At 33.3% G+C, this 21,329-nt stretch carries 35 protein-coding genes and 1 pseudogene; 11 read left to right on the top strand and 25 right to left on the bottom strand.

Annotated elements, in window-relative coordinates:
- Positions 1-7: 7 nt before the first annotated feature.
- From HHH54_RS06145 to HHH54_RS06120, 6 genes are read right to left on the bottom strand one after another with little or no spacing between them, the layout of a single operon-like run.
- Positions 8-214 (bottom strand): hypothetical protein, encoded by a 207-nt coding sequence (locus tag HHH54_RS06145; protein ID WP_198617964.1) that lies wholly within the window; start codon positions 212-214, stop codon positions 8-10.
- Positions 214-525, bottom strand: coding sequence for a VRR-NUC domain-containing protein (locus HHH54_RS06140; RefSeq protein ID WP_198617963.1), 312 nt, complete (start codon positions 523-525; stop codon positions 214-216). Before HHH54_RS06140 ends, HHH54_RS06145 begins: the two co-directional genes overlap by 1 nt.
- A complete protein-coding gene (locus HHH54_RS06135; RefSeq protein WP_198617962.1) occupies positions 512-730 on the bottom strand; it encodes a hypothetical protein in 219 nt (72 codons plus the stop codon). The genes HHH54_RS06140 and HHH54_RS06135 overlap by 14 nt, the downstream gene beginning before the upstream one ends.
- Positions 727-1,965 (bottom strand): DnaB helicase C-terminal domain-containing protein, encoded by a 1,239-nt coding sequence (locus tag HHH54_RS06130; RefSeq protein ID WP_198617961.1) that lies wholly within the window; start codon positions 1,963-1,965, stop codon positions 727-729. Before HHH54_RS06130 ends, HHH54_RS06135 begins: the two co-directional genes overlap by 4 nt.
- The gene (locus tag HHH54_RS06125) at positions 1,958-2,305 is read right to left on the bottom strand and encodes a replicative helicase loader/inhibitor (RefSeq protein ID WP_198617960.1); all 348 of its coding nucleotides are present in this window, start codon (positions 2,303-2,305) and stop codon (positions 1,958-1,960) included. Before HHH54_RS06125 ends, HHH54_RS06130 begins: the two co-directional genes overlap by 8 nt.
- A 4-nt stretch (positions 2,306-2,309) precedes the next feature.
- A complete protein-coding gene (locus HHH54_RS06120) occupies positions 2,310-3,014 on the bottom strand; it encodes a helix-turn-helix domain-containing protein (RefSeq protein WP_198617959.1) in 705 nt (234 codons plus the stop codon).
- Between the two features lie 43 nt (positions 3,015-3,057).
- On the opposite strand from HHH54_RS06120, the gene HHH54_RS06115 reads away from it, so the two are divergent.
- Entirely contained in the window at positions 3,058-3,540 is a 483-nt protein-coding gene (locus HHH54_RS06115; protein WP_198617958.1) for a hypothetical protein, read from the top strand.
- Positions 3,541-3,555: 15 nt separating this feature from the next.
- On the opposite strand, the gene HHH54_RS06110 is transcribed toward HHH54_RS06115, so the two are convergent.
- The 7 genes from HHH54_RS06110 to HHH54_RS06080 all read right to left on the bottom strand — a co-directional run bounded on the left by HHH54_RS06110 (position 3,556) and on the right by HHH54_RS06080 (position 6,647).
- A complete protein-coding gene (locus HHH54_RS06110) occupies positions 3,556-4,227 on the bottom strand; it encodes a putative HNHc nuclease (protein ID WP_198617957.1) in 672 nt (223 codons plus the stop codon).
- A gap of 21 nt (positions 4,228-4,248) precedes the next feature.
- Positions 4,249-4,671, bottom strand: coding sequence for a single-stranded DNA-binding protein (ssb, locus tag HHH54_RS06105; RefSeq protein WP_198617956.1), 423 nt, complete (start codon positions 4,669-4,671; stop codon positions 4,249-4,251).
- The gene (locus HHH54_RS06100) at positions 4,671-5,342 is read right to left on the bottom strand and encodes an ERF family protein (protein WP_198617955.1); all 672 of its coding nucleotides are present in this window, start codon (positions 5,340-5,342) and stop codon (positions 4,671-4,673) included. The genes ssb and HHH54_RS06100 overlap by 1 nt, the downstream gene beginning before the upstream one ends.
- Positions 5,339-5,824 carry a siphovirus Gp157 family protein gene (locus HHH54_RS06095; RefSeq protein ID WP_198617954.1) on the bottom strand — a complete coding sequence of 162 codons (486 nt, stop codon included), beginning with the start codon at positions 5,822-5,824 and terminating at the stop codon, positions 5,339-5,341. The genes HHH54_RS06100 and HHH54_RS06095 overlap by 4 nt, the downstream gene beginning before the upstream one ends.
- A 78-nt stretch (positions 5,825-5,902) precedes the next feature.
- Positions 5,903-6,079, bottom strand: coding sequence for a hypothetical protein (locus tag HHH54_RS06090; RefSeq protein WP_198618025.1), 177 nt, complete (start codon positions 6,077-6,079; stop codon positions 5,903-5,905).
- A 71-nt stretch (positions 6,080-6,150) separates the two neighbouring features.
- Positions 6,151-6,369 (bottom strand): hypothetical protein, encoded by a 219-nt coding sequence (locus tag HHH54_RS06085; RefSeq protein WP_198617953.1) that lies wholly within the window; start codon positions 6,367-6,369, stop codon positions 6,151-6,153.
- A 2-nt stretch (positions 6,370-6,371) separates the two neighbouring features.
- Positions 6,372-6,647 carry a hypothetical protein gene (locus HHH54_RS06080; protein WP_198617952.1) on the bottom strand — a complete coding sequence of 92 codons (276 nt, stop codon included), beginning with the start codon at positions 6,645-6,647 and terminating at the stop codon, positions 6,372-6,374.
- Positions 6,648-6,745: 98 nt separating this feature from the next.
- On the opposite strand from HHH54_RS06080, the gene HHH54_RS06075 reads away from it, so the two are divergent.
- On the top strand, positions 6,746-6,949 hold the full coding sequence (locus HHH54_RS06075; RefSeq protein WP_103211814.1) for a hypothetical protein: 204 nt from the start codon (positions 6,746-6,748) through the stop codon (positions 6,947-6,949).
- Here the strand turns inward: HHH54_RS06075 and HHH54_RS06070 are convergent.
- Together HHH54_RS06070 and HHH54_RS11400 are read right to left on the bottom strand one after the other, a co-directional pair.
- Positions 6,930-7,091: a hypothetical protein gene (locus HHH54_RS06070; protein ID WP_198617951.1), complete on the bottom strand. Its 162-nt coding sequence runs from the start codon at positions 7,089-7,091 to the stop codon at positions 6,930-6,932. The genes HHH54_RS06075 and HHH54_RS06070 overlap by 20 nt on opposite strands.
- 89 nt (positions 7,092-7,180) lie before the next feature.
- A complete protein-coding gene (locus HHH54_RS11400) occupies positions 7,181-7,315 on the bottom strand; it encodes a hypothetical protein (protein ID WP_269814016.1) in 135 nt (44 codons plus the stop codon).
- A gap of 101 nt (positions 7,316-7,416) precedes the next feature.
- Between HHH54_RS11400 and HHH54_RS06065 the strand changes: the two genes are divergently transcribed.
- The gene (locus HHH54_RS06065; RefSeq protein ID WP_198617950.1) at positions 7,417-7,707 is read left to right on the top strand and encodes a hypothetical protein; all 291 of its coding nucleotides are present in this window, start codon (positions 7,417-7,419) and stop codon (positions 7,705-7,707) included.
- Positions 7,708-7,858: 151 nt separating this feature from the next.
- Here HHH54_RS06065 and HHH54_RS06060 read toward each other — a convergent pair whose 3' ends face one another.
- Positions 7,859-8,614 carry a phage antirepressor KilAC domain-containing protein gene (locus HHH54_RS06060; protein ID WP_198617949.1) on the bottom strand — a complete coding sequence of 252 codons (756 nt, stop codon included), beginning with the start codon at positions 8,612-8,614 and terminating at the stop codon, positions 7,859-7,861.
- 41 nt (positions 8,615-8,655) lie between these two features.
- Positions 8,656-8,868 carry a helix-turn-helix transcriptional regulator gene (locus HHH54_RS06055; RefSeq protein ID WP_198617948.1) on the bottom strand — a complete coding sequence of 71 codons (213 nt, stop codon included), beginning with the start codon at positions 8,866-8,868 and terminating at the stop codon, positions 8,656-8,658.
- A gap of 152 nt (positions 8,869-9,020) precedes the next feature.
- On the opposite strand from HHH54_RS06055, the gene HHH54_RS06050 reads away from it, so the two are divergent.
- From HHH54_RS06050 to HHH54_RS06025, 7 genes and pseudogenes are all read left to right on the top strand, one after another.
- The gene (locus tag HHH54_RS06050) at positions 9,021-9,335 is read left to right on the top strand and encodes a helix-turn-helix domain-containing protein (RefSeq protein WP_198617947.1); all 315 of its coding nucleotides are present in this window, start codon (positions 9,021-9,023) and stop codon (positions 9,333-9,335) included.
- A gap of 18 nt (positions 9,336-9,353) precedes the next feature.
- Entirely contained in the window at positions 9,354-9,809 is a 456-nt protein-coding gene (locus HHH54_RS06045; protein WP_198617946.1) for an ImmA/IrrE family metallo-endopeptidase, read from the top strand.
- A gap of 44 nt (positions 9,810-9,853) precedes the next feature.
- Positions 9,854-10,432, top strand: a complete 579-nt coding sequence (locus HHH54_RS06040; protein WP_198617945.1) for a hypothetical protein — start codon at positions 9,854-9,856, stop codon at positions 10,430-10,432.
- Positions 10,433-10,539: 107 nt separating this feature from the next.
- Positions 10,540-11,517 carry a thermonuclease family protein gene (locus HHH54_RS06035; RefSeq protein WP_198617944.1) on the top strand — a complete coding sequence of 326 codons (978 nt, stop codon included), beginning with the start codon at positions 10,540-10,542 and terminating at the stop codon, positions 11,515-11,517.
- A gap of 35 nt (positions 11,518-11,552) precedes the next feature.
- Positions 11,553-11,657, top strand: a pseudogene (locus HHH54_RS11305) (toxin); the annotation flags it as partial.
- A gap of 8 nt (positions 11,658-11,665) precedes the next feature.
- Positions 11,666-12,382 (top strand): type II toxin-antitoxin system PemK/MazF family toxin, encoded by a 717-nt coding sequence (locus tag HHH54_RS06030; RefSeq protein WP_198617943.1) that lies wholly within the window; start codon positions 11,666-11,668, stop codon positions 12,380-12,382.
- 197 nt (positions 12,383-12,579) lie between these two features.
- Positions 12,580-13,710 carry a site-specific integrase gene (locus tag HHH54_RS06025; protein ID WP_198617942.1) on the top strand — a complete coding sequence of 377 codons (1,131 nt, stop codon included), beginning with the start codon at positions 12,580-12,582 and terminating at the stop codon, positions 13,708-13,710.
- Between the two features lie 94 nt (positions 13,711-13,804).
- On the opposite strand, the gene glnA is transcribed toward HHH54_RS06025, so the two are convergent.
- The 4 genes from glnA to hflX form a co-directional block, all read right to left on the bottom strand.
- Positions 13,805-15,145, bottom strand: a complete 1,341-nt coding sequence (gene glnA / locus HHH54_RS06020) for a type I glutamate--ammonia ligase (protein ID WP_198617941.1) — start codon at positions 15,143-15,145, stop codon at positions 13,805-13,807.
- 24 nt (positions 15,146-15,169) lie between these two features.
- A complete protein-coding gene (locus tag HHH54_RS06015; protein ID WP_198617940.1) occupies positions 15,170-15,538 on the bottom strand; it encodes a MerR family transcriptional regulator in 369 nt (122 codons plus the stop codon).
- A 116-nt stretch (positions 15,539-15,654) separates the two neighbouring features.
- Positions 15,655-16,899 (bottom strand): methionine gamma-lyase family protein, encoded by a 1,245-nt coding sequence (locus tag HHH54_RS06010; RefSeq protein ID WP_198617939.1) that lies wholly within the window; start codon positions 16,897-16,899, stop codon positions 15,655-15,657.
- A gap of 18 nt (positions 16,900-16,917) precedes the next feature.
- Positions 16,918-18,153, bottom strand: coding sequence for a GTPase HflX (gene hflX / locus HHH54_RS06005; protein ID WP_432813796.1), 1,236 nt, complete (start codon positions 18,151-18,153; stop codon positions 16,918-16,920).
- 104 nt (positions 18,154-18,257) lie between these two features.
- On the opposite strand from hflX, the gene HHH54_RS06000 reads away from it, so the two are divergent.
- Positions 18,258-18,731, top strand: coding sequence for a glutathione peroxidase (locus HHH54_RS06000; protein WP_198617938.1), 474 nt, complete (start codon positions 18,258-18,260; stop codon positions 18,729-18,731).
- Between the two features lie 162 nt (positions 18,732-18,893).
- Here the strand turns inward: HHH54_RS06000 and hfq are convergent, their stop codons facing one another.
- The 4 genes from hfq to HHH54_RS11530 form a co-directional block, all read right to left on the bottom strand.
- A complete protein-coding gene (gene hfq / locus HHH54_RS05995; RefSeq protein ID WP_198617937.1) occupies positions 18,894-19,106 on the bottom strand; it encodes an RNA chaperone Hfq in 213 nt (70 codons plus the stop codon).
- A 1-nt stretch (position 19,107) separates the two neighbouring features.
- Positions 19,108-20,055 carry a tRNA (adenosine(37)-N6)-dimethylallyltransferase MiaA gene (miaA, locus tag HHH54_RS05990; protein WP_198617936.1) on the bottom strand — a complete coding sequence of 316 codons (948 nt, stop codon included), beginning with the start codon at positions 20,053-20,055 and terminating at the stop codon, positions 19,108-19,110.
- A gap of 13 nt (positions 20,056-20,068) precedes the next feature.
- Complete coding sequence (locus HHH54_RS05985) at positions 20,069-20,995, bottom strand: alpha/beta fold hydrolase (RefSeq protein WP_198617935.1); 927 nt, start codon at positions 20,993-20,995, stop codon at positions 20,069-20,071.
- 243 nt (positions 20,996-21,238) lie between these two features.
- Positions 21,239-21,325, bottom strand: coding sequence for an IS3 family transposase (locus HHH54_RS11530; RefSeq protein ID WP_432813794.1), 87 nt, complete (start codon positions 21,323-21,325; stop codon positions 21,239-21,241).
- Between the last annotated feature and the right edge of the window lie 4 nt (positions 21,326-21,329).

Genomic DNA, 21,329 nt, shown 5'->3' with positions numbered 1-21,329 from the left:
TATCCTCCTAAAAAGTTAATAACTCGTTCATGTCAATTTGTCCTAGTTCTTCGTAACTGAGTAATCCAAATGTATTTTTAAACGTTTCAATGTCTTCAACTTCATCGTCCACAAATTCAAGTTGTCCTCCTGATAAACCTTTAACTCTGTAATAGTCATCTAGCTTTTGTACAACGACTAACGCTTCTTTACGTTCGTTGTATAAGTTGAACATTATTCAACCTCCTCAATGATTTTTAGTGCGTCATCTACTGAATATGCAACACCGTATATGAGCTTGTGTTTTAACGCCCAATTTTGAAATTCAATTTGTTCACTTGATAATTTGCCATTCGGCTTTTTAATCTCAATTGCTATAAACTTGCCGTCTTTTAGTCTTACTCCGAAAACATCAGGAAATCCTTTCGGCAAAAGTTTCAACGTCCTTTTACCTACTCGAATCATTCCAGCATTAGCACGCCACACCTTACATTCAGAATTATTCAAAGATTCAATTATTTGCTTCTGTATTTCAGCTTCTTTCATGTCTGCTCCTTTGCTCCATATCTGCCTCTTGATATATCAATTTTGACTTTTCATCATAATCATCAAATAAAGATAATTCATTTCGTTCTAACAATCTTTCAACAGCCCACCCCAACTGCAATAGTTTAAATTTCATAAAATTATCTTTTTGGTAATCTTCTGTGTATAACAACCTCAACAACTCTTGAAATTCTAAGATATTCATGTGAAGAACCTCTGTGTAGATTTGTAATATTCAAAGTTGACAACACCAGTTTCTCCGTCTTTATTCTTCGCAATATTCACTTCTAAATCAGATTTGTCACTATCTTGTTCGTCGTCGCGATTGTAATAATCATCTCTATACAACATAAAAATCATGCTAGCGTCAGCTTCTATACCACCAGACTCTTTCAAATCACTCATCATTGGGCGTTTGTCATTTCGTGCTTCTACACCTCTATTAAGTTGTGATAAAAGTACTACAACGCTACCTGTTTCATTAGCGATGATTTTAAGGTCACGGCTTATCTTTTCAACGTCAACACGTCTGTCATTTGTAGGTGTGTCTGATTCCATTAGTTGCAAGTAATCAATGAATATGATTTGAGGCTTATCAGACTCTTTAAATGCTTGCTCTCGAACTCTTGAAGGTGTAAGTCTACTTTCGTCATAGATGTTAATATCGTGCTTTTTAATCATATCTAGCGCTTGCATGATTTTGTTTGTATTTTCAGCGTTCAATTCTTGCGGTCGTTTAATATCAGTGAGTGCAACACCGCTTATAGTTGCTGCTAGTCGCTCTATAATTCGGTCACCTGTTGTTTCAAGACTGAAAAATGATACTTCATAACCTTGTTTCGCGATATTCCATAAAGTCTGTAGTGCAAAACCTGTCTTACCCATCGAAGGCCTCGCCGCTATAACATTCAGTTGTCCTCTTTCGTAACCGTGAATTTTGTAATCTAATAATGGGTATCCTGTTTTTATCATTTCTTTTGGCTTATCACTCAACACCGATTCCATCACTTTCGCTAGAAATTCATCAGTTTTTGCACCTTGTTCAATTTTCAACTCTTTCAGTTGTTCTAGCTCATCAATTAATACGTTGAAATTTGTTCTTGTTGGCATTTCTAAAAAGTGTTGTGATTTCTCTATAGCGATTTGCATTGCATAGTGATTAATCAAGTTCATTTGGTCTTGTATGAAGAAAGTGCGATCAGCTGCGTCAGACTTCACAATCTGATTGAACTTTTTGATATCGATGAAATCTTTATCATCACGTGCCTTAAAATAAATCTCATTAACATTTGCTTTGCCTGTTTCAAGAATGTGTTCTATGATTTTTTTAACATTCTCATCTAAAAACATATGAGGTTTAAGCTTAAATTTACTGATTAAATCTGGGTGTTTCATCAAGTTAGTTACGATTGCTTGTTCTGTATTTATGCGATCAATCATTGCTGCGTAGCTCCCTAATAAATGCACGACCTCGCTCTTGAATTTTGCGCCACTCTTCCGCGTATTCAGCGTCATGCTTTACTTTATATTCATGTGTTTCTTCGATAGCTGTTTCTTTCATCACGACGCCTTGTGGTTTAATTGCGAGTACGTCAGCTAACGTTGGTTTATATTGAGATTCTTTAATATACTTCTTTAACTTTCTTAACGAAGATTCATAGTGTCCTTCTTTAATAAGTATAGATGACCACGTCTGATACTTTGTCTCGTTAAATTCCATATTGTAACTATCGCTTACTAACGATATGAGTGTGAAGGCTTCTTGTTCAGTCATCGCCATATTATCAACCTCCAAATAATTCTTGTTTTTTTCGACTTAAAAAGTCATTTGGTTTTTTAGGTGCAACCTTTTGTTTAGCTTCTTCTTTATTTGTTACGCCTGATTTATTCCAATTCTCTAAAACTTTGATTAGATAGTTAATACCTTTGTTGTTCTCTTTACAATATTTAATAGCTACCTCTACAATTTCAGTTTTATTTTCTTTAAAGGATTCTATTGCTTGTTCTAGTTCTTGAGCTTTAAGTGGATTTCTAATAATTTCTATTTCTTCACTAATCACTTTGAATAATTTTGACGTCTCGTCTCTGTCTCTATTAATACTTGTAATATTATTACTTGTATTATTCTCTTTAACATTTGTGATAATAGGGGTATTAACAGAATTGTTAATAGGGGTATTATCATTTGTGTTAATAGGTCTTATATTTTCTGTTAATGGGTACATTCTTCTTTGTTTGATCTCTTTGTCTTCTCTAATAATTTCGACCTGTAAATAACCATGTAATTTCAAATTAGATATACGTCGTGATATCGTAACTTTTGAGACTTCGTATAATTTTGCAAAGTAATTATTACTTGCAGTGCAGTAACCGTATTTATTACTAAGTGCTGTTATCTCCGCAAAAAGTAATTTTTCACTATCTGTTAATCTATTATCATATCTAACGTTTGCAGTTATGATTGAATAATAACTAGGTTGTTCAGACACTTCGATTCTCCTTTCTGATATAATCTTTCTGAGGTGAAAAAATATGTTTTGGTTATCATTAATTGCGATAATAATTTCCGCAATATCTTTAGGTTTAACAATTTACAAATTCTATATTGATTTTAAGGAAAATAAGTTGAGGTTATCAGTAGACCTACAAAATCACTTTGTTGCTAACAGAAGAAATGTTTTCGAATTCAATTTCATAAATGAAACTAAAAATCCTGTATCTATAACAAAACTTATTTTGATAGATAACTATAGAGATTTAAAAATCAAATCATTACAAAGTAAAACATTGCTTACAAAAGGTAAATATATTAGAAATGAAAGCACTTCTTTCCCAATCAATTTAGGTGCTTACGAAGCACGAAAAGCATTTGTAGTAATAGATTCTGAAAATACGCTAGGTTCATATGACTTTGAAATATTCACTAGCAAAGGTGTTCTTATAACTGAACTATCAGAGAAATTACCGCAAGGACAAGCGCTATTAAATTTAAAAGAATTAATGATAAATAAATGACGTAATCTTTTTTATTCATGTACTTTTTCCTCCTTTCAACATTTTATTTAAGCGGTCGTCTACATCGACCCACGAGTTTTCTAAGTGGTACTTTTTATTGAAGCTATCTATACCTATCTGATGCTGCTCGTTATGATGTTCTCGACATAGCGCTAGCACCTGATTATCGTAGTTATTGATTTTAGTGCGGTCTCGTCCTCTACCAACTGCATGTCTATGTGCAAGGTCTGAATGCGGCTTACCGCATATAACACAGTTGCGATTCACTGTTGACCAATACAGAAACGCTTTGTCATTTTTGAGTAGGTCGCTTGTCTTATAATTGAGTGGCACGTCGTTGTGAAACACCCAATCGAGTATGACCTCGATGATTTGATTCGCTTGTGTCCTGCTGCAATTGCTGAGTGACAACCTTTCGTATCCCTCAACAAACGACACATAGTCCATAAACATATAACGCATATACTCACGTGGTTGCCCTGTATATTCTTCGATGTCATTGCACAACGCAAATATTTTTCGTCGTTGCTTATCTGTTATTGCGTATGGATCAACGGGCGTGACCTCGACTTCTACATCAAGCCCGTTATCCAAAATTAATAGTTCTTTATTAGACAGTTCTACATTACGAACAACGACGCTGTATAAGCCGTTATCTTGTTTTTGGTGTTTATCTATCCATTGCATGTTATCGCCTCGCTATGTGGCTTAAAAAGGCAAATCTTCATCATTAATATCAATCGGTCCATTAGCATTTGCGAATGGATTCTCTTGCACAGGCGCTTGCCCTTGTTGTTGTGGCTGGCTGTTTGATTTAGGCTCTAAAAATTGCACACTGTCGCACACAACTTCCGTGACATATACACGTCGGCCTTCTTGGTTCTCATAACTGCGTGATTGCATCCGTCCATCAACGCCTGCTAAGCTACCTTTACTTAAAAAGTTTTTGACGTTTTCAGCCTGCTTGCGGAATACAACGCAATTAATAAAGTCAGCTTGTTGTTTTCCGTCTTTACTTTTGAAATTGCGATTTACCGCAAGTGTGAATGTTGTTACTTCTACACCTGATGCCGTCGTTCTGAATTCAGGGTCTTTTGTTAATCGTCCTACTAATACAACTCTATTAAACATTATTCATTCTCCTTTGCTTGTTTAGTCCAGTTGTCTAACTTTTTGATACATGCGCTAATTTGGCTGTTGCTTAAAGATTGAATGTCATTGATGCCCAATTGTCTTTGCACATCATCAACACTCACTTGCTTACCTAACGACTGCATAAGTTCGCTAAATTTGAGCATTTCTTGTTTTAAGGTTCCAATCGCTTTTTCATCAGGTTTTGTGTACTGCTCTTTCTTTTGCTTTGCGTCTGCGTCATCTTCATCTGTAGGAATATTGAAGAACTTCATTAAGAAATATCGTTCTGAATAAGTTAATGCTGTTCCTTGTGCTTTCGATACATCATCTTGCTGACCTACTGAATAGAATGTAACTTCCATTTGTTCATCAGGTTTATCTGCGTTGATCCATGTATAAGTTAATTGCATTTCAACAACAAACTCTGATACAGTTACTTCACGCCCTGCCTTTTTATTGAATCTAGTAACTTCTATTTGCTTATAGTTTTCTTGCGTGGTACTAGGTACAAGCAATAAGCGATGTTCAATCATTTTATTTCTGATGCGGTGTAATACTTGCGAACCACTCACATAACTGTAGTTGTAACCTTTAGTATCTTTAGTAAAGCCGTCTATGTTTGCTTTAACATCTGCTATTTTTTGATATAGATTTAGTTCTGCCATCATCTCACCCCTAAACTTTCATTTTCGACGAGTGTCGCACCTTTAACTTCAATGCCTGCTTTAATGTCCTTTTTAATTTGACCTTTGTTTATTTTCGGTGCTTGTTCCTCTTTGTATTTATCAGGTACTACACTTTCATCATCGATTTGAGTCGATTCAGATTTTCTAATGAAATATGTGAACTCTTCTGTTTTGAATTTTGTTTCACCTTTAAATTTCATTGAATCTAACATGTAGTTTTGAAGTGATTTGATTTTATTCTCGTACGATTTTCTTCGTTTACTTAGTGAAGTTTCACGCTCTTTTAACGTGTTTACATCACCTTTTAATGACAGAATCATTTTTTGCATGAAATCATATTTACGCTTTTGTTCTTCTCGAATTGAGTCCAAAGTGTCTTTTACGTCCTCAAAACTCAACTCTTCATTTTCAAGCATTTCTAAAATAGCGAGTTCGTTTTGATTTAGATCGAATAAGTTAGTCATTTATTAACTCCTCCTAAATTTTGTGATATAATTAATTCGATTAATTTTGTTTAAATTCCGACTGTTTGCTAATGGTGGTTAGCATTCAGTCTTTTTTAATTCATTCAGTACGTATAGCGTTGCGTGATACGTCGCTATTTCAGACACGAACACTATGATGATTAGCGTCGTGAAATGCACGCCTGCAAACACTGAAAATGTCAATGTTATGAACGCGACGATAAACGTCATAAACCAAGCTATTAATTTGTTCACTTAATCACCTCCAAAGATTTGCTCGTCTCTTCTTTTTGCTATAATTAAGTCACTAATTGATAAGGTGATGATTACAACAACTTTATTAAGATTGTGATAATAACACTTGTGATACTTATGATTGATATGGCTGGTGTAATATCTGTAAAAGTGATGTTTTTATAATTGCTTTCATTTAGAATTTTATATAATTTCGTTAAATCCTCTAACTCGTCACTTTTAAAAAATGATGAGTTATTTTTGTGTTTTAGTATGCGATACAATCTTTTTTCGACTTCTTCTTTTAACATTGTTAATCACCCCCTAATCTGTCTATAACTTTCGATAGAGCGCCAATAACATCAGGATATTTGTACAGTACACGTGAACCAATTCGACGTGTAACTTCAATCACTTCAGGTTGAGTAATAATATTCTTTTCTAGCGTCGACTTACTTAACCCTGTAATTTCAACCAGATCTTTTATGTCGACTGTTACTAACGTTCTCTTGTAATTAGATAAAATTTCTTCTACCTTTTTATCTACTAATTCGTTAATTAATTCGTCGTCGATTTGGATATTTAGCATTGTTTGTCCTCCTTAATTTGTTTGTTCAATTAATGTTTGTAATTCGTTCAATCGTGTACGCTCCTTTCTGCTATACTCCTAATAAGGAGGTGATGTTTATGGCTAAAAAGCATGGTGTTTCAATTGATTTTGATGAAAAACAATTCGATAAAGACTTTAGAAAAGCTTTTAATAAACAATTAGCTAAATTCGATAAGAAGATGAAATGTCCTATCTGTGAGAAAAAGCGAACTTTCAAATTCAGAAATTACAAAGCTAAATGTCCGAGTTGCTCTTCTGAAATCACTCTAAATCGAACTTGATATTAAATTGATTTAATTTGTCAAAATCATTCTTTAAAGCTGCAATGTCTTTTTGAATTGCCTCCAACAATTCATTTAGTTCATTGCGGTTTTTTACATTAATATTTAAATTTATTTCTAACTCTTTGTTCTCCTCTTGCATTGTTTATCCTCCTTAATTTGTTTGTTCGATTGTTTTGGTATAATCACCTAAGGAGGTGATAAATATGAATAAATATGTTGTCTCATAAATTAAGGGAAAGTGTCAGCAACTTCCTGCAAAGTCATATTGATTGGACGATTATCTAATAGTTCTTGATATTCAACTTTTGAAATGATGATATGATCGTTTGGGATTGGTACGGTTACTTGTATTGTTTGAACCATATAAAAACCTCCTTTGTGTTAATCTTCTACTTTTGTCATTATTCAATCTAATTTTGTGTATAATGTTTATAACGCTACTGCGTAGATTGGGGGTGTATAGGATGGTAAATGTTCAAAGATTTCCTTTCACTTATGAAATAAAGCCACCTCAAAATGGTGGTACTACTGAAATAAGCATTGATACTCCATGGCTTGACTCAGAAGGGGATTGGCAAAATGAATTTCACCGTGATGAAATTTATCACACAAATGATTTAAAAATTACGGAACAAAAATATGATAATGGCTTTAACATCATGTTTATTCAAACTCCAGAAATAATAGTCATTAAAAGTAATTGGGCTTTAGACTATAATGAAAAAGAAGATAATTATTTACCACGTATTCAATAATTAGTTATCAAACATTTATTTTTATTAATTGATAACTTAATGCCATGTTTATGATTTTTTATACTTTTAGCATTCCTAATCTCCTCCGCCAAGATGATGATTAGGAGTGCTATTTTTGTGTATTTGAGTAGTTTCATTTTTTTATCCCTCCTTAATTTGTTTGTTCGATTGTGGGTAGAATATCGTTGTCTTTAAGTAAGTCGTAGATGAATAGACGACCTTTTTGCGTCCACTTAGTGTTCATGCGAACCGATGTGCTACCGTCTTTATGTTCAATCTCCGTTGTAGAAGAATGTGTATAACCTTTGTCGTGTAGATTTGAATAAAGTAACCATTGTCCTGATTGTTTGTACTGTACTTTCAATTCATGCAGCAACTTGTTTAGTGCTTGAGCTGACATACCATAATCTTTTGCGATTTGTCCGACTGTCACCAAACTCTTGTTGTTAAGAATAGTGTCTAAATAAGATGCTTTAGGTTCATATTCCGCAATCTTTTGCTTTTGCATGTTATTTTCAAGTGCTAATTGTTCATTACGTTCAACTGTTTCCAACAATTGAGTTAATGCCTCTTTATAAGTTCCAGGCAATTTGTTTTGAAGTGCGTTTTCCATTTCGTTAAATCTGTTAATGTATGCCATTTTAAATTCGTTATGACCTTGAATGTTGAACATGTAGAGAGTGAATCCGTCTTTTGTAAGTAGGTATTCTTTTCGAGTTTCGCCCTTAGCATCTTTATATTCACTAAGTACGATTAACGAGCTCACATTTGAGCTGGTTAAAATTTTCTCCAATCCTCTAATTACATTTTTGTGTGTTCTATTTAATTCATTTGCTACTACTCGACTAGAAACAACTGCCCCTAATTTCGAGTTGTTTTCGATTTTGACTTCCTGTAATAGTTGCATTGTTCATCCTCCTCTAAACTACACTAAAAGTGAAGTTGGTGTTAAATTTTTTTGCTAACTCTTAATAAGTCAGCATTAATCCCGTAGATGTAAGCTAAAGCATAAACGACCATGCTTTTAGGTACTACATCCCCTCTTTCCCACGCAATATATTGTGCTCTTGAAACCCCTAGTTTATCAGCAATTTGCTCTTGCGTATAATCGAATTCGGTTCTTGCACTTTTCAGAGAAAGAGTCTCGATCGTGTCTGTCATGTTGTCACCTCCCTGTAAGGTATGTACCTAATTTACTACACTAAAAGTAAAGTGTCAACACATTAAGTAAATTTTTCTAGAAAAAGGCTTTACTTTTTGTAAACTTTTTAATATAATTTAGACAACACTTAAATAAGAAGAGAGGCAATCAAATGGCTAAAGAAGTTCTTTCAAAAAATTTAAAAAATCTTTTAGAACGTAAAGGTAAAACACAAACGGATATGGCTAAAGATTTAGATTTAAAAGAATCAACAGTTAGTAGTTGGATAAATGCGGTTAAATATCCGAGAAGAGATAAAATTGAATTACTTGCTGATTACTTTGGCGTGATGCCCTCTGACATTACAGAAGATAAAAGTTTACAACAAGATACTATCGCTGCTCATTTAGACGGGGATTTTTCAGAAGAGGAACTCGCTAAAATTAGAGAATTTGCGGAAATGGTAAGAAAAGCAAGAGACAAATAAATAAAGGGCTGATGGAATTTGGGGAAATACGAAGAATTATTACAGAAACATCAATACATAACTGTGGAAGATAAATTCGAATTACCTGGAGACTTTAAAGGCTTTTTAGACAATGATGTAATTCTAATAGATAGAAATTTAACCGGTTTCCAAAAGCATGAAGTGTTAGCGGAAGAAGTTGCACATTACTATTTGTCTTCTGGTAATATTTTAGATCAATCAAATATACTCAATCGTAAATTTGAATTAAAAGCCCGTAGAGAGGCGTATGAATCAGTTATAACATTACAAGGTATCGTAGACGCCTTTGAGTATGGTGTGCACAATTTGCACGAAATGTCACTTTATTTTGAAGTGTCTAAAAGTTTTGTAGAAAATTGCATTAATCACTATAAATTGAAATATGGCTTATCAGTCAGACATAACAACTACATAATCCAATTTGAGCCACTCATAATATACAAAGATATTTGACGCTATAGCGTTTAATATAAATAAAATTTAAAGGGGACATATAAATGTCGCAGACAAAAGACGAAAACAAAAAAGGTTGTCTTGGTTGTTTAGGTATCATTCTGTTAATTATTTTAGTTTTTGGTGGTTGCAGCGCCTTATTTGGCAACGATGAAGATAAACAGAAAAAAGATACTGAAAAGCAAATGCAAAAAGCAACAGATGAACAATCTAAAAAACAAGACGATAAAAAAACACAAGAAAAAGAAAAGCAAGAAGATAAAACATCTGAAACTAAAAAAGTTAGACCGGAAGATAACACGGTTTATGGAAAGCTAACTAAAAAGCATAACAATAATAATCCTGTGGTTATTGATGATATGACTTATATACTAGGTGACAACGACGATATATTACAAGCTGAAAAAGATTTTTCTAATTTACCGTTAAATAAAAATACAGATAAAAACTTCTTGAATGAACATGCGAAAGATTTGATGGCAAAAGATGCTGAATTTGTTTCTAATAAATCAGACACAGAACAAAAATATCATTCTGAATCTTTAAATAAAGATTATTACGTCACTTTATCACTAACTGATGACGGTAATGTTCGTAGTCTTATAGTTTCAAGTTTCGAATAATTTTCAGGGTAGCACGCCTACCCTTTTTTATTACACCATTACGCCTATTACTTTTGAACCGTTAAGAGTTTTTGAATATAAAACAATTGAATGAAGGAGAATTAATAATGGAAGAAAATCAAAAGAAAAAAGAAAATAATAACGGCTGTTCAGGCTGCCTAGGGTGCTTTGGGATCATCTTTTTAATTCTATTATTAATCGGTGGCTGTTCTGCTATTTTTACAGACGGTAACAGTAACGATGATACAGATAAAGTAACCGAAGAGAAAAACAAGCCGAAAGAAGCTGTTGATAAAGATAAAACTGATGATTCAAAAGAAAGTAATAAAAAAGAAGAAACTAACCAATCTAAATCACAAAATATATCTAATGAGAAGTCAAATAACAAAGACAAAAAAGAATTGAACCCAGGAACAAAAGATAGGATACCTGTCAAACTTGTCTCTACTGTTGATGGTGATACTGCAAAATTTAATTATGATGGTCGAACAGAATCATTTAGATTTTTACTTATAGATACACCTGAAACTAAACACCCAAAAGTCGGTAAACAACCATTCGGCCAAGAAGCTTCAGATAGAACAGCTGAATTATTAACTAATGCTGAGAAGATAGAAGTAGAGTTTGACGTTGGTCAAAAAGAAGATAAATACAATAGAAAATTAGCATACATATATGTTGATGGAGAAATGCTAAACAATATATTAGTTAGAGAAGGTTTAGCAAAAGTTGCTTATGCTTATCCGCCTAATACAAGATATTTAGATACACTTGAAACATCTCAAGAACAAGCAAAATCTGAAAAAATTGGTATATGGAGTATAGACTCAGTATTTGAGAAAAAACAAAAAGATGTATACGACTCTAATGAGAATGAAGATATTACTACCGAAAATCAAGTAGATAATCCTTCATCTGATGTTGGCCAATCCGAAGATTCAGAACAATCAACTAGCAATACTGAGTCATTCCCTAATTGTACTGCTTTAAGAGAAGTTCATCCTAATGGTGTTCCTGCCGGGCACGCTGCGTATGCGTCAAAATTAGACAGAGATAATGATAATTACGCATGTGAGATTAATTAGTTTTTTACATTTTGTTTTTAAATAATCTCAATGCATTGGAACATTACAAAAATAAATATGGTATTGGAACTAACTACGCCAATTACTCTATTACGTTTGAACCGTTAAGAGTTTTTGAGGTGAGAAGGATTGGAGGTTGAGGGATGGAATGTCAAAATTTAATTTTAATCAAAGAATTCATAAGTTAAAAACCTCTGGTGACTTTAAATTTAAGAATATAGATTATCAACTTGATTATTTATTACGTAAATTTGAATCAGAGGAGAAGCACAAGGGTTATTACCCTAAATTCCAACAGGGTGATATTGTATTTGTTGACTTTGGACTTAATGTTAATCATGAATTTTCAAACTCACACTTTGCTATAGTCATGAATCGTAATGATAGCCACAAAGAAGATATAATAAACGTTGTTCCACTTTCTTCAAAGTATAATCCTAAGTACCTAAAGATAAATATTGATATGAAACTAAAATATATAACAAAAGCTTTAGATACATTGAATGACAAAAAGAAAAATTATGAAAATATTTTGAGTGAATTAAACGAATTTAATCCACATGTGATGTCTGATGAAGAGATTCGACTAAAGTTTGCTGAATTTATAGAGTGGGAAAGTTCATCTTCGAAAAAAATCGATAAGCTTAATAAAGACGTCAAAAAAGCTAAAGACGCTATTGAAAAACTAAAAAAATTAAAAAACACCAGTTTTGCCTGTGTTAATTCGTTTCAACCAATTAGTAAGTTTAGGATAAAAAATATTTATCCTAAAGAAATTAGTAATGTAAGTGTGGACGCTATAACGCTTTTAGCAATCATTAATCAAATAAATTCAGATTTACTTTCCTTGCCAAGAATTGAATAAGGTGCTACTATACTAATATATAAGGGAGATTCCCTAAACATTATTGATATTCGCTATTCATTTATGAATAGTAAACCTTTAATCTTATAATTATAAGTGGCACCTATTTTATATAGGTGTCTTTTTTTTGCAATTCATCGGGTACTCCTGTACCCTTATTATTTTTTACTTTTTTACTAATTAAGGAGTGATTTTTTATGCAACTTGAAAAAAGAGGAAAGAAATGGAGATATCGCATTTTTTATACCGATGAAAATGGAAATAGAAAATCTATATCTAAAAGTGGATTCATGACTAAAGCAGAGGCTAGACGTGCTGCTATCGAAGTTGAAAACTCTATGAATCAAGGTATGAATGAAACTATTAACTACCTTCTCGAAGATTGGTTGGAATATTATTCAAAAACCTGGAGAAATAATAAACTAAGCCAAAGTACGATTGAAATCGAAAAATTCTCTAAGATGCGCGTGTTAAAATTTTATGGGAATATCCCTATTAAAAATATCACACCTTCAAAACATCAAGAATTCATTAATGATTTAATCGATAAAAAATACAGTAAATCCACTATTAAAAAATCACATTCATTTTTAAAAAGAGCATTACAAAGAGCAGTGTACGATCGCATTTTAGTTGCTAATCCATGTGAAGGCGTTGAACTTAAACATCGAGATTTAAACGAACCACAAAAAGCTCAGTATTTACCAAAAGAAAAAATCAAACCATTTCTAAATATGGTTAAAAAAAGGGATATTCATCAATATTATATGTTCAGGACAATGCTCGAAACAGGTATACGCGTAGGCGAAGCTAATGCGCTGCAATGGTCTGATTACAACAGCAAAGATAAAACGTTATCTATTACTAAGTCATACGACCAAAAGCACGATAGATGGAATACTACTAAAAATAAAGAGAATAGAATGATATATATTACTGACGAATTAGCCAAAGAATTAACCAAATTCAAATATCTACAAAATGCAAATCGAATAGTTAATGAAGATGTTTATAATGACACGCATGATTTTATATTTTGTAATGAATTCGGCGACGCAATTCCTCGAAGTACTACACACAACACGATGAAATATGTCACTGAAAAAATATTAGGTGAAGGAAATGGTTTGAGTATTCACAAATTACGTCATACACACGCAACGCTTTTATTAGAAAGTAATGTACCAATGAAAGTCATTCAAGAGCGCCTGGGACATAAGACGATGGCTATTACTGAACAAGTATATAGTCATGTAACTGAAAATATGAATAAGAAAGCTAAAGAAGACTTTGAAAAGTTTATTAATAATAACAATCTTTTCGGATAAGTGTGCACCCATTTTGCACCCAATTGAATAAAAAAATAAAAACCGGGTGCAAATAAAAAACCCTCAAAGCTAATAGCTTCAAGGGTTCTCTGGCTTAGTATTGTTTCATATACTGGTCAATTTCCCATTCAGACACTTGTGTTCTATAATAATCCCATTCGATAGATTTAGAATTAATGAATTGATTATAGATATGATCGCCTAATGCTGATTTAATCGTTGAATTTTCACGCATTGCTTTTAATGCTGTATATAATGTAGAAGGTAAGTCTTCAATACCTACCGCTTCACGCTCTTCACGATTCATTTCATAAATGTTTTGATTTACTGGCTCTGGTACTTCTAATTTATTTTCAATACCATCTAATCCGGCTTCTAAAATTGCTGCTAATGCCATATAAGGGTTTGCAGATGGGTCAACTGAGCGGATTTCAACACGTGTTGATAATCCACGTGAAGTTGGGACACGTACTAATGGTGAACGGTTCTTACCACTCCATGCAATATAACTTGGTGCTTCATAACCAGGTACTAAGCGTTTATATGAGTTTACAAGTGGATTACATACTGCAGTGTAACCACGTGCATTTTTCATACAACCTGCAATGAAATGATACGCGTCTTCAGTTAATTGCATTTCTCCATTTTCATCAAAGAAAGCATTTTCCTTACCTTTGAATAATGAAACGTTAAAGTGCATACCGCTTCCATTTACACCAAATAATGGTTTTGGCATAAATGTCGCATGTAAATTATGTTTACGTGCAATTGTTTTTACAACTAATTTGAATGTTTGAATGTTGTCACATGCTGAAATTGCATCTGCATATTTGAAGTCAATTTCATGTTGACCTGGCGCAACTTCATGGTGTGATGCTTCAATGTCAAAGCCCATATCTTCTAGTTCTAAAACGATATCACGACGGCAGTTTTCACCTAAATCAGTAGGCGCTAAGTCGAAGTATCCACCGTGGTCATTAAGTTCCATAGTAGGTTCGCCTTTTTCGTCTAATTTAAATAAGAAAAATTCTGGCTCAGGCCCTAGGTTGAAATCAGTGTATCCCATATCTTCCATTTTTTTAAGTACACGTTTTAAGTTACTACGTGGATCCCCTTCGAATGGTTTATGGTCTGTTGTATAAATATCACAAATTAAACGCGCTACTTTGCCTTGTCCTGCTGTCCATGGAAAAATAACCCAAGTATCTAAATCCGGATATAAATACATATCTGATTCTTCAATACGAACGAATCCTTCAATAGAAGAACCATCAAACATCATTTGATTGTCTAACACTTTTTCAAGTTGGCTTACAGGTACTTCTACGTTCTTAATTGTGCCTAAAATATCAGTAAATTGTAAACGTAAATATCTTACATTTTCTTCTTCTGCAAAATGTCGAATATCATCTTTTGTGAACTTTTGTTTTGACATAAGGTATTGTCCCCCAGTAATTTTTTATTTAAAAAAACGTGATAGGTCGCCACGATTTAACGGAATTGATTCATGTTGCGGTTTTTGAGTCGTGTCAACTAACATCTGTTTTCTTAACTGTGTTGCCTCATCATCATTTGCTCTAGGTTCAGTGTTACACATTATCTGTTTAATTCCTTTCATATTAAACCCTTTTTCAAGTAAATGTTTAATTGAAAGTAAGTTCTCTAAGTCATTTAAAGAAAACAATCGTTTATTGCCTTCTGTTCGAGCGGGCTTAACTAATTCATGTGTTTCATAATAGCGAATTTGTCTTGGTGTCAGTTCAGTTAACTTACTCACAACGCTCATCGGAAATACAGGCATATTGCGACGTATTTTATCATTATCCAATTTCCCACATCTCCTTGACTTGTGAACTTACACTAAAGATAGCATACCTTAAAAGTGATTTCAAAAATATGTAAGAAAACCTGACATGAAATTTTTAACTCTTGATTAAAATGGTTTTATATAGCGATAAGACCTTGTTGTATAAGTTTTTCAACTGCTCTCGTTACAGCAATTTTTACATGCTCATATGTTAAGCCACCTTGAATATAAGCTTCATACGGAGGACGAATTGGTCCATCTGCTGATAATTCGATAGAAGAACCTTGAATAAACGTACCAGCTGCCATGATAACGTCATCTTCATATCCTGGCATATAGCTTGGTTCAGGACTGAAATGCGCATTGATTGGCGAAGCATGTTGAATGCTTTGACAAAAATCTATCATCTGTTCTTTAGTATCAAAAGTAACAGTTTGAATCAAATCCGTACGATGTGCATCATAACGCGGTGTAGTACGCATATCTAATCGTTCTAGCAACAAACTAGTAAATAAAGCTCCTTTTAAACTTTGACTCACGACATGAGGGCTCAAAAAGAAACCTTGATACATTTCTTGTAAAGAATTCAAAGAGGCGCCTGCTTCTTTTCCAATACCAGGAGCTGTGAGACGATAGCCGCATCTTTCAACTAAATCTTTTCGCCCAACAATATAACCTCCAATTTTAGCTAAACCACCCCCTGGATTTTTAATCAGTGATCCTGCCATGAGATCTGCTCCAACTTCAATAGGTTCACGGGTTTCAACAAATTCTCCATAGCAATTATCAACAAAAATAGTGATCTCTGGATATACGTCCTTGATTTGCTTAATAGCTTTTTCAATGTCACTTATAGCAACTGAAGGGCGTTGATCATATCCTTTAGAGCGTTGAATAGCAATTACTTTAGTGGACTGATCTATAGATTTAAGCACGGTTTCTACATCAATTACCCCATCTTTTAGTGCGACATCTTTATATGCTATCCCATATTCTTTTAAACTCTCAATACCATTGCCATTGACACCAATCACTTCCAACAAAGTATCATAAGGTCTACCTGTAATGTACATGAGTGTATCTCCAGGTTTTAAAAGACTTTGTAATGCGACCGTGATAGCATGTGTACCTGAAATTAATTGCGGTCTTACTAAGGCATCTTCTGCTTTAAACGTTTCAGCATAAACAGCCTCCAAATGATCTCGTCCTAAATCATCATAACCATATCCTGTTGTACCAACTAAATCCGTTTCAGTTATTTTAACTTTATGAAATGCATCTAATACCCGTGATTGATTTTCAAAGGCACGGTATTCGATTTCTTTAAAATAGGGTTCTAATGTTGTTTCAACATCTTTGATAAGATTCTTTAATTTTTCCATAACTCTACTTCTTTCTAATTATTTTCGATATCCTTTGACAATATACGTTTGATTACTTTCATCAAAGGTCAAACTATCAACTAATGTATTTTGTTTGAGGTCATATAATCTATCCGCCTCATCACTTTGAAGTACTTCTTCATAGTACGTAAATAAAGTTTTAATTTGTTCAAATAAAATAGATTTCACGCTTTCGATATCTTCAGTAATATATGCCGACACATAAATAGACGGTTTTCCGATTACAGGGATTGTAGCTTTTGAGTCTCTTAAATCTCTTTTATTAAATAAAACAACTTGTGGAATATGTGACATCTCAAGTTCATTAATGATTTGATTGACGGTATCATATTGTATTTTATATTCAGAATGACTTGTATCGACCACGTGAAGTAATAAATCTGCTTGCTTCGCTTCTTCTAGCGTTGATTTAAAAGCTTCAATAAGCGTTGTTGGTAACTTTTGAATAAATCCAACTGTGTCAGAAATAATTAATTCAAATCCTTCATTTATTTTAAGCTTTCTAGTCTTGGGATCTAAAGTCGCAAACAATTGATCTTTTTCATACGTTTCAGCGTCTGTTAATTGGTTAAACCAAGATGATTTCCCTGCGTTTGTATAACCAATTAAGGAAACTTGAAATACGTTTTGATTTATTCTTTGTTGACGATATCTTTCACGATGTGCAGTCACTTTTTGAAGTTTACGTTTAATTTCATTCATTCGCGTTCTAATATGACGTCTGTCCATTTCTAACTTCGTCTCTCCTGGGCCTCTAGTACCTATACCGCCACCAAGCCTAGAAAGACTCTTACCATGTCCTGCTAATCGAGGGAGTAAATAATCTAATTGTGCATATTCAACTTGAAGTTGCCCTTCTTTACTTTGCGCACGCATTGCAAAAATTTCTAAAATGAGCTGAGTCCGGTCAATAACTTTTATCCCCAAAGTAGCATTGAGATTTTTAGATTGAGCTGTTGTCAACTCGTCATTTGCCACTAAGACCTCTATATTTTGAGCTTGTACGAAGTCTTGAATATCTTGAAGTTTGCCTTTACCTACATAATATTTTTGGTCAAACTGATTTTTACTTTGTTCAAATGTACCTTCAACATCAAGTTGACAGGTTTTTGCTAGTGCACTTAATTCATCCATTGTACTTTCAAAATCGTATTCTGATTGAAATAAATCAACACCTACAAGCAATGCTTTTTCTCTTTCGATTTGAGTAGAATGCATATCACTTGTCAATATTTTCACCACGCTTTAAAAATATGTATTATATTGTATTCTATCATAGGTTATGCATTGAGACGAATTTCCTTCATTGTGATATAGTGATTTTAGGGGTGAATATAATGAATTTTTATGATATCGAAGTGACACGAGCTGATGGTACAACATATCCATTATCAGAATATAAAGACCAAGTGATACTTATTGTGAATACAGCAAGTGAATGTGGGTTTACGCCACAGTTTGAAGGATTACAAACATTATATAAAACATACCAAGATCAAGGTTTTATTGTTTTAGGATTCCCTAGCAACCAATTTGGGAAACAAGAACCTGGGTCAAGTATTGAAGCTGAAGCTAATTGTAAATTGAACTATGGTGTGACTTTTCCAATGCACGAAAAAATTGATGTTAATGGTGACAATGCGCATCCTTTATTTCAATACTTAAAATCACATCAATCAGGGATGTTTGGAGAACGTATAAAGTGGAATTTTACTAAGTTTTTAATAGATCGTGAAGGTAATGTGGTCAAACGTTTCTCACCTCAGAAAACACCTTCAAATCTTAAAAAGGATATTGAAGCAATTTTATAATAATTTAAAACAGTACGAGGTTGGATTAAGATGTTTTAATGTGTCCAACACCGTACTGTTTTAGTTACTTAGGGGTTTCGTTTTTACAACAATGAACTATCAACCCATGAGTTCGGAAAATGTTTACGATGTGATTTGCCTTATCGTAAACGCATGTCATTTTTATGCCTCTGTTGTACCTTCTAAAAATGTACTGATTGCATGTTTGTAAATTACATGATGTTTTCCTTGTGAGAAAAAGTCAATTACTGTGCTGTCGTAATCTTCTATTTTTCCTCGTAATTGAAATCCATTCGTTAAAAATACCGTGATTTCTATCTCCTCATTTTTAAAGTTTTCTAAGTATTTGTCTTGAATGTTTTGATTCTCAACCATGTTAATTGCTCCTTTGATTTATTCGGGTTGTGAGCTCAGATAACATTGAAGTAAGTGACATCTTCTCTCTATCTAACCAATGAACATTAAGTTGATTTTTAAACCACGTAAGTTGTCGTTTAGCATAACGACGTGAGTTTTGCTTAAGTTTTTCGGTTGCCAATTCGAGTGGCATCTCACCTTTAACAACTGGGACTAATTCCTTGTACCCAATTGCTTGCATACTTTGATACGTTTCATAACCTAATTCAATAAGTTGTTGCACTTCTTTCAATAAACCTTGAGACAACATAATGTCCACGCGATTATTTATTCGTGAATACAATGTATCACGCGACATTTCTATCCCTACTAATAATGTATCATAATTTTCAGTCAATTGGGTACTTTTCTTGCGATTACTTAAAATTTTTTTTGTAGTCAAGTAATATTCTATCGCTCTAAGGACACGTTGACGGTTGTTTGGATGTATATTCTCCTGGGATTTCGGGTCGAATGTGCCAAGATAGGTGTGCAATGCTTCATTCGAATAATCATCAAACTTTTTCAGCTGTGCCTGTACTTTTTGGCGTTGATGATCAGATATTTCTTCTTTTTCAAAAGCATAGTTATAAATCACTGATTGAATATATAGACCCGTGCCTCCTACAATAATAGGTATCTTACCTCTAGACGAAATGTCTTCTATTAGCCTTTTAGCCTGTTGTTGAAAGTCATAAGCTGAAAAAGTTTCATCTGGTGTTAAAATATCTATTAAATGATGAGGTACACCTTTCATTTCCTCTCTAGTCACTTTGGCTGTTCCAATATCCATATACTTATAAACTTGCATCGAGTCTCCACTGATGATTTCTCCATTTATTTTTCGAGCCAGTTCAACCCCTAATTCTGTTTTCCCACTTGCTGTTGGCCCTACGATAACGACCAAGAATGGTTTGTTTTGCTTCACATTATCACTCACTTTATTTTTTACGTATAATTTGACGACTTATCCAGTCTAACATATGCTTCCATACATTTTCATGGTCTTTTTCAAATAAAATTTCATGACGCTTATTGGTATATAACTGTATTGTAATATGTTCTATTCCACCTTTTTTTAACTTTTGACCAAGTCGACGTACCCCTTTACCTTGTTCACCAAAAGAATCTTCTTTACCTGATATCATTAAAATTGGCACATCACTTTTAATTTTCTTAATATTACGGTGTCGACCTGTTTGAATCATACTTTTCACTACACTGTATATCAGTTGATTTGATACTAAAAATCCAGAATAAGGATCATTCACATATGCGTCTACTTGTGATTCGTCTGAACTTAACCAATCACTCGGAGTACGCAATGGTTTAAAAGGCTTATTAAACTGTTGCACCATAATATAATTAAGCCATTTTGTAATTCGTTTCTTACTACCTATCAAGGTGATTAATTTCAATAATGGAATAACAAAAACACCTTGCCACATTGGGAATAAGCCTGTACCTGATAAAATCATGCCATCCACTTCATTAGAATGTTGTTGCAAATATTGACGTGCAATAATAGAACCCATTGAATGACCTAAAACAATGTAGGGTAGATGATCCTCAAATTGAGACCGATAAGTAGTTTGAATTTCATATGCATCTTGTACAACTTGTGCAATAGAATCAAAATGTCCTCGTTTAGAATCAATTTCCTTACCGTGACCACGATGATTATGACGAATAACGTGGTAACCATTTTGATTTAATACTTGAACTAACGCATCATAACGTTCCATATGTTCAGACATACCATGAAATATATGTATGATCCCAACTGCTTGATTATCTGCGGTATCTACTAAAGTTTCAATCATAGTATCATCTGATACAGCTATTTTTTGAACTTCATTTTTTAACATCGTAACACACCCTTCTTAAAGTGCTTTATTTAACTTTACCACATGTTATAGCTTCCAACACTTTCTTTACTTATTACAGTTACGTATAAAAATCAAACACTTAAGCAAAACGAATGATAAATTTACGTCAAATTAACACTTAGGCATTATTTCTTAACACTTAGGCAATAAATTTAATAAATTAAAAAGGCTAGTCTTGCCTTATTGTGTAGTGAACCCAAAAAGTTGAACTTTTTGATTAAGCTATTTTCCTAAGGCAAGATTTCTGTATTCAACAGGAGTCTTGCCTTTTAAATTTACTTTTCTTCTTACGTTATTATAGTAATTGATATAT

Source organism: Staphylococcus canis (genome assembly GCF_016238445.1).
GTDB lineage: Bacteria > Bacillota > Bacilli > Staphylococcales > Staphylococcaceae > Staphylococcus > Staphylococcus canis.
Note: the sequence above shows the minus strand (reverse complement) of the source record. Positions and strands in the feature narration are given on the sequence as shown.

Bases quoted from the DNA above. Each gene is read 5' to 3' on its own strand.
- HHH54_RS06050 (WP_198617947.1), top strand. From the start codon at position 9,021: ATGGCTAAAGAAGTTCTTTCAAAAAATTTAAAAAATCTTTTAGAACGT.
- HHH54_RS06080 (WP_198617952.1), bottom strand. From the start codon at position 6,647: ATGCTAAATATCCAAATCGACGACGAATTAATTAACGAATTAGTAGAT.
- HHH54_RS06065 (WP_198617950.1), top strand. From the start codon at position 7,417: ATGGTAAATGTTCAAAGATTTCCTTTCACTTATGAAATAAAGCCACCT.
- HHH54_RS06125 (WP_198617960.1), bottom strand. From the start codon at position 2,305: ATGGCGATGACTGAACAAGAAGCCTTCACACTCATATCGTTAGTAAGC.
- HHH54_RS06115 (WP_198617958.1), top strand. From the start codon at position 3,058: ATGTTTTGGTTATCATTAATTGCGATAATAATTTCCGCAATATCTTTA.
- HHH54_RS06025 (WP_198617942.1), top strand. From the start codon at position 12,580: ATGCAACTTGAAAAAAGAGGAAAGAAATGGAGATATCGCATTTTTTAT.
- HHH54_RS06055 (WP_198617948.1), bottom strand. From the start codon at position 8,868: ATGACAGACACGATCGAGACTCTTTCTCTGAAAAGTGCAAGAACCGAA.
- HHH54_RS06035 (WP_198617944.1), top strand. From the start codon at position 10,540: ATGGAAGAAAATCAAAAGAAAAAAGAAAATAATAACGGCTGTTCAGGC.
- HHH54_RS06130 (WP_198617961.1), bottom strand. From the start codon at position 1,965: ATGATTGATCGCATAAATACAGAACAAGCAATCGTAACTAACTTGATG.
- HHH54_RS06100 (WP_198617955.1), bottom strand. From the start codon at position 5,342: ATGATGGCAGAACTAAATCTATATCAAAAAATAGCAGATGTTAAAGCA.
- ssb (WP_198617956.1), bottom strand. From the start codon at position 4,671: ATGTTTAATAGAGTTGTATTAGTAGGACGATTAACAAAAGACCCTGAA.
- HHH54_RS11400 (WP_269814016.1), bottom strand. From the start codon at position 7,315: ATGGTTCAAACAATACAAGTAACCGTACCAATCCCAAACGATCATATC.
- HHH54_RS06075 (WP_103211814.1), top strand. From the start codon at position 6,746: ATGGCTAAAAAGCATGGTGTTTCAATTGATTTTGATGAAAAACAATTC.
- HHH54_RS06135 (WP_198617962.1), bottom strand. From the start codon at position 730: ATGAATATCTTAGAATTTCAAGAGTTGTTGAGGTTGTTATACACAGAA.
- glnA (WP_198617941.1), bottom strand. From the start codon at position 15,145: ATGTCAAAACAAAAGTTCACAAAAGATGATATTCGACATTTTGCAGAA.
- HHH54_RS06000 (WP_198617938.1), top strand. From the start codon at position 18,258: ATGAATTTTTATGATATCGAAGTGACACGAGCTGATGGTACAACATAT.
- HHH54_RS06070 (WP_198617951.1), bottom strand. From the start codon at position 7,091: ATGCAAGAGGAGAACAAAGAGTTAGAAATAAATTTAAATATTAATGTA.
- HHH54_RS06140 (WP_198617963.1), bottom strand. From the start codon at position 525: ATGAAAGAAGCTGAAATACAGAAGCAAATAATTGAATCTTTGAATAAT.
- HHH54_RS06030 (WP_198617943.1), top strand. From the start codon at position 11,666: ATGTCAAAATTTAATTTTAATCAAAGAATTCATAAGTTAAAAACCTCT.
- HHH54_RS06060 (WP_198617949.1), bottom strand. From the start codon at position 8,614: ATGCAACTATTACAGGAAGTCAAAATCGAAAACAACTCGAAATTAGGG.
- HHH54_RS05985 (WP_198617935.1), bottom strand. From the start codon at position 20,995: ATGTTAAAAAATGAAGTTCAAAAAATAGCTGTATCAGATGATACTATG.
- hfq (WP_198617937.1), bottom strand. From the start codon at position 19,106: ATGGTTGAGAATCAAAACATTCAAGACAAATACTTAGAAAACTTTAAA.
- HHH54_RS06085 (WP_198617953.1), bottom strand. From the start codon at position 6,369: ATGTTAAAAGAAGAAGTCGAAAAAAGATTGTATCGCATACTAAAACAC.
- HHH54_RS06095 (WP_198617954.1), bottom strand. From the start codon at position 5,824: ATGACTAACTTATTCGATCTAAATCAAAACGAACTCGCTATTTTAGAA.
- HHH54_RS06110 (WP_198617957.1), bottom strand. From the start codon at position 4,227: ATGCAATGGATAGATAAACACCAAAAACAAGATAACGGCTTATACAGC.
- HHH54_RS06040 (WP_198617945.1), top strand. From the start codon at position 9,854: ATGTCGCAGACAAAAGACGAAAACAAAAAAGGTTGTCTTGGTTGTTTA.
- HHH54_RS06010 (WP_198617939.1), bottom strand. From the start codon at position 16,899: ATGGAAAAATTAAAGAATCTTATCAAAGATGTTGAAACAACATTAGAA.
- HHH54_RS06145 (WP_198617964.1), bottom strand. From the start codon at position 214: ATGTTCAACTTATACAACGAACGTAAAGAAGCGTTAGTCGTTGTACAA.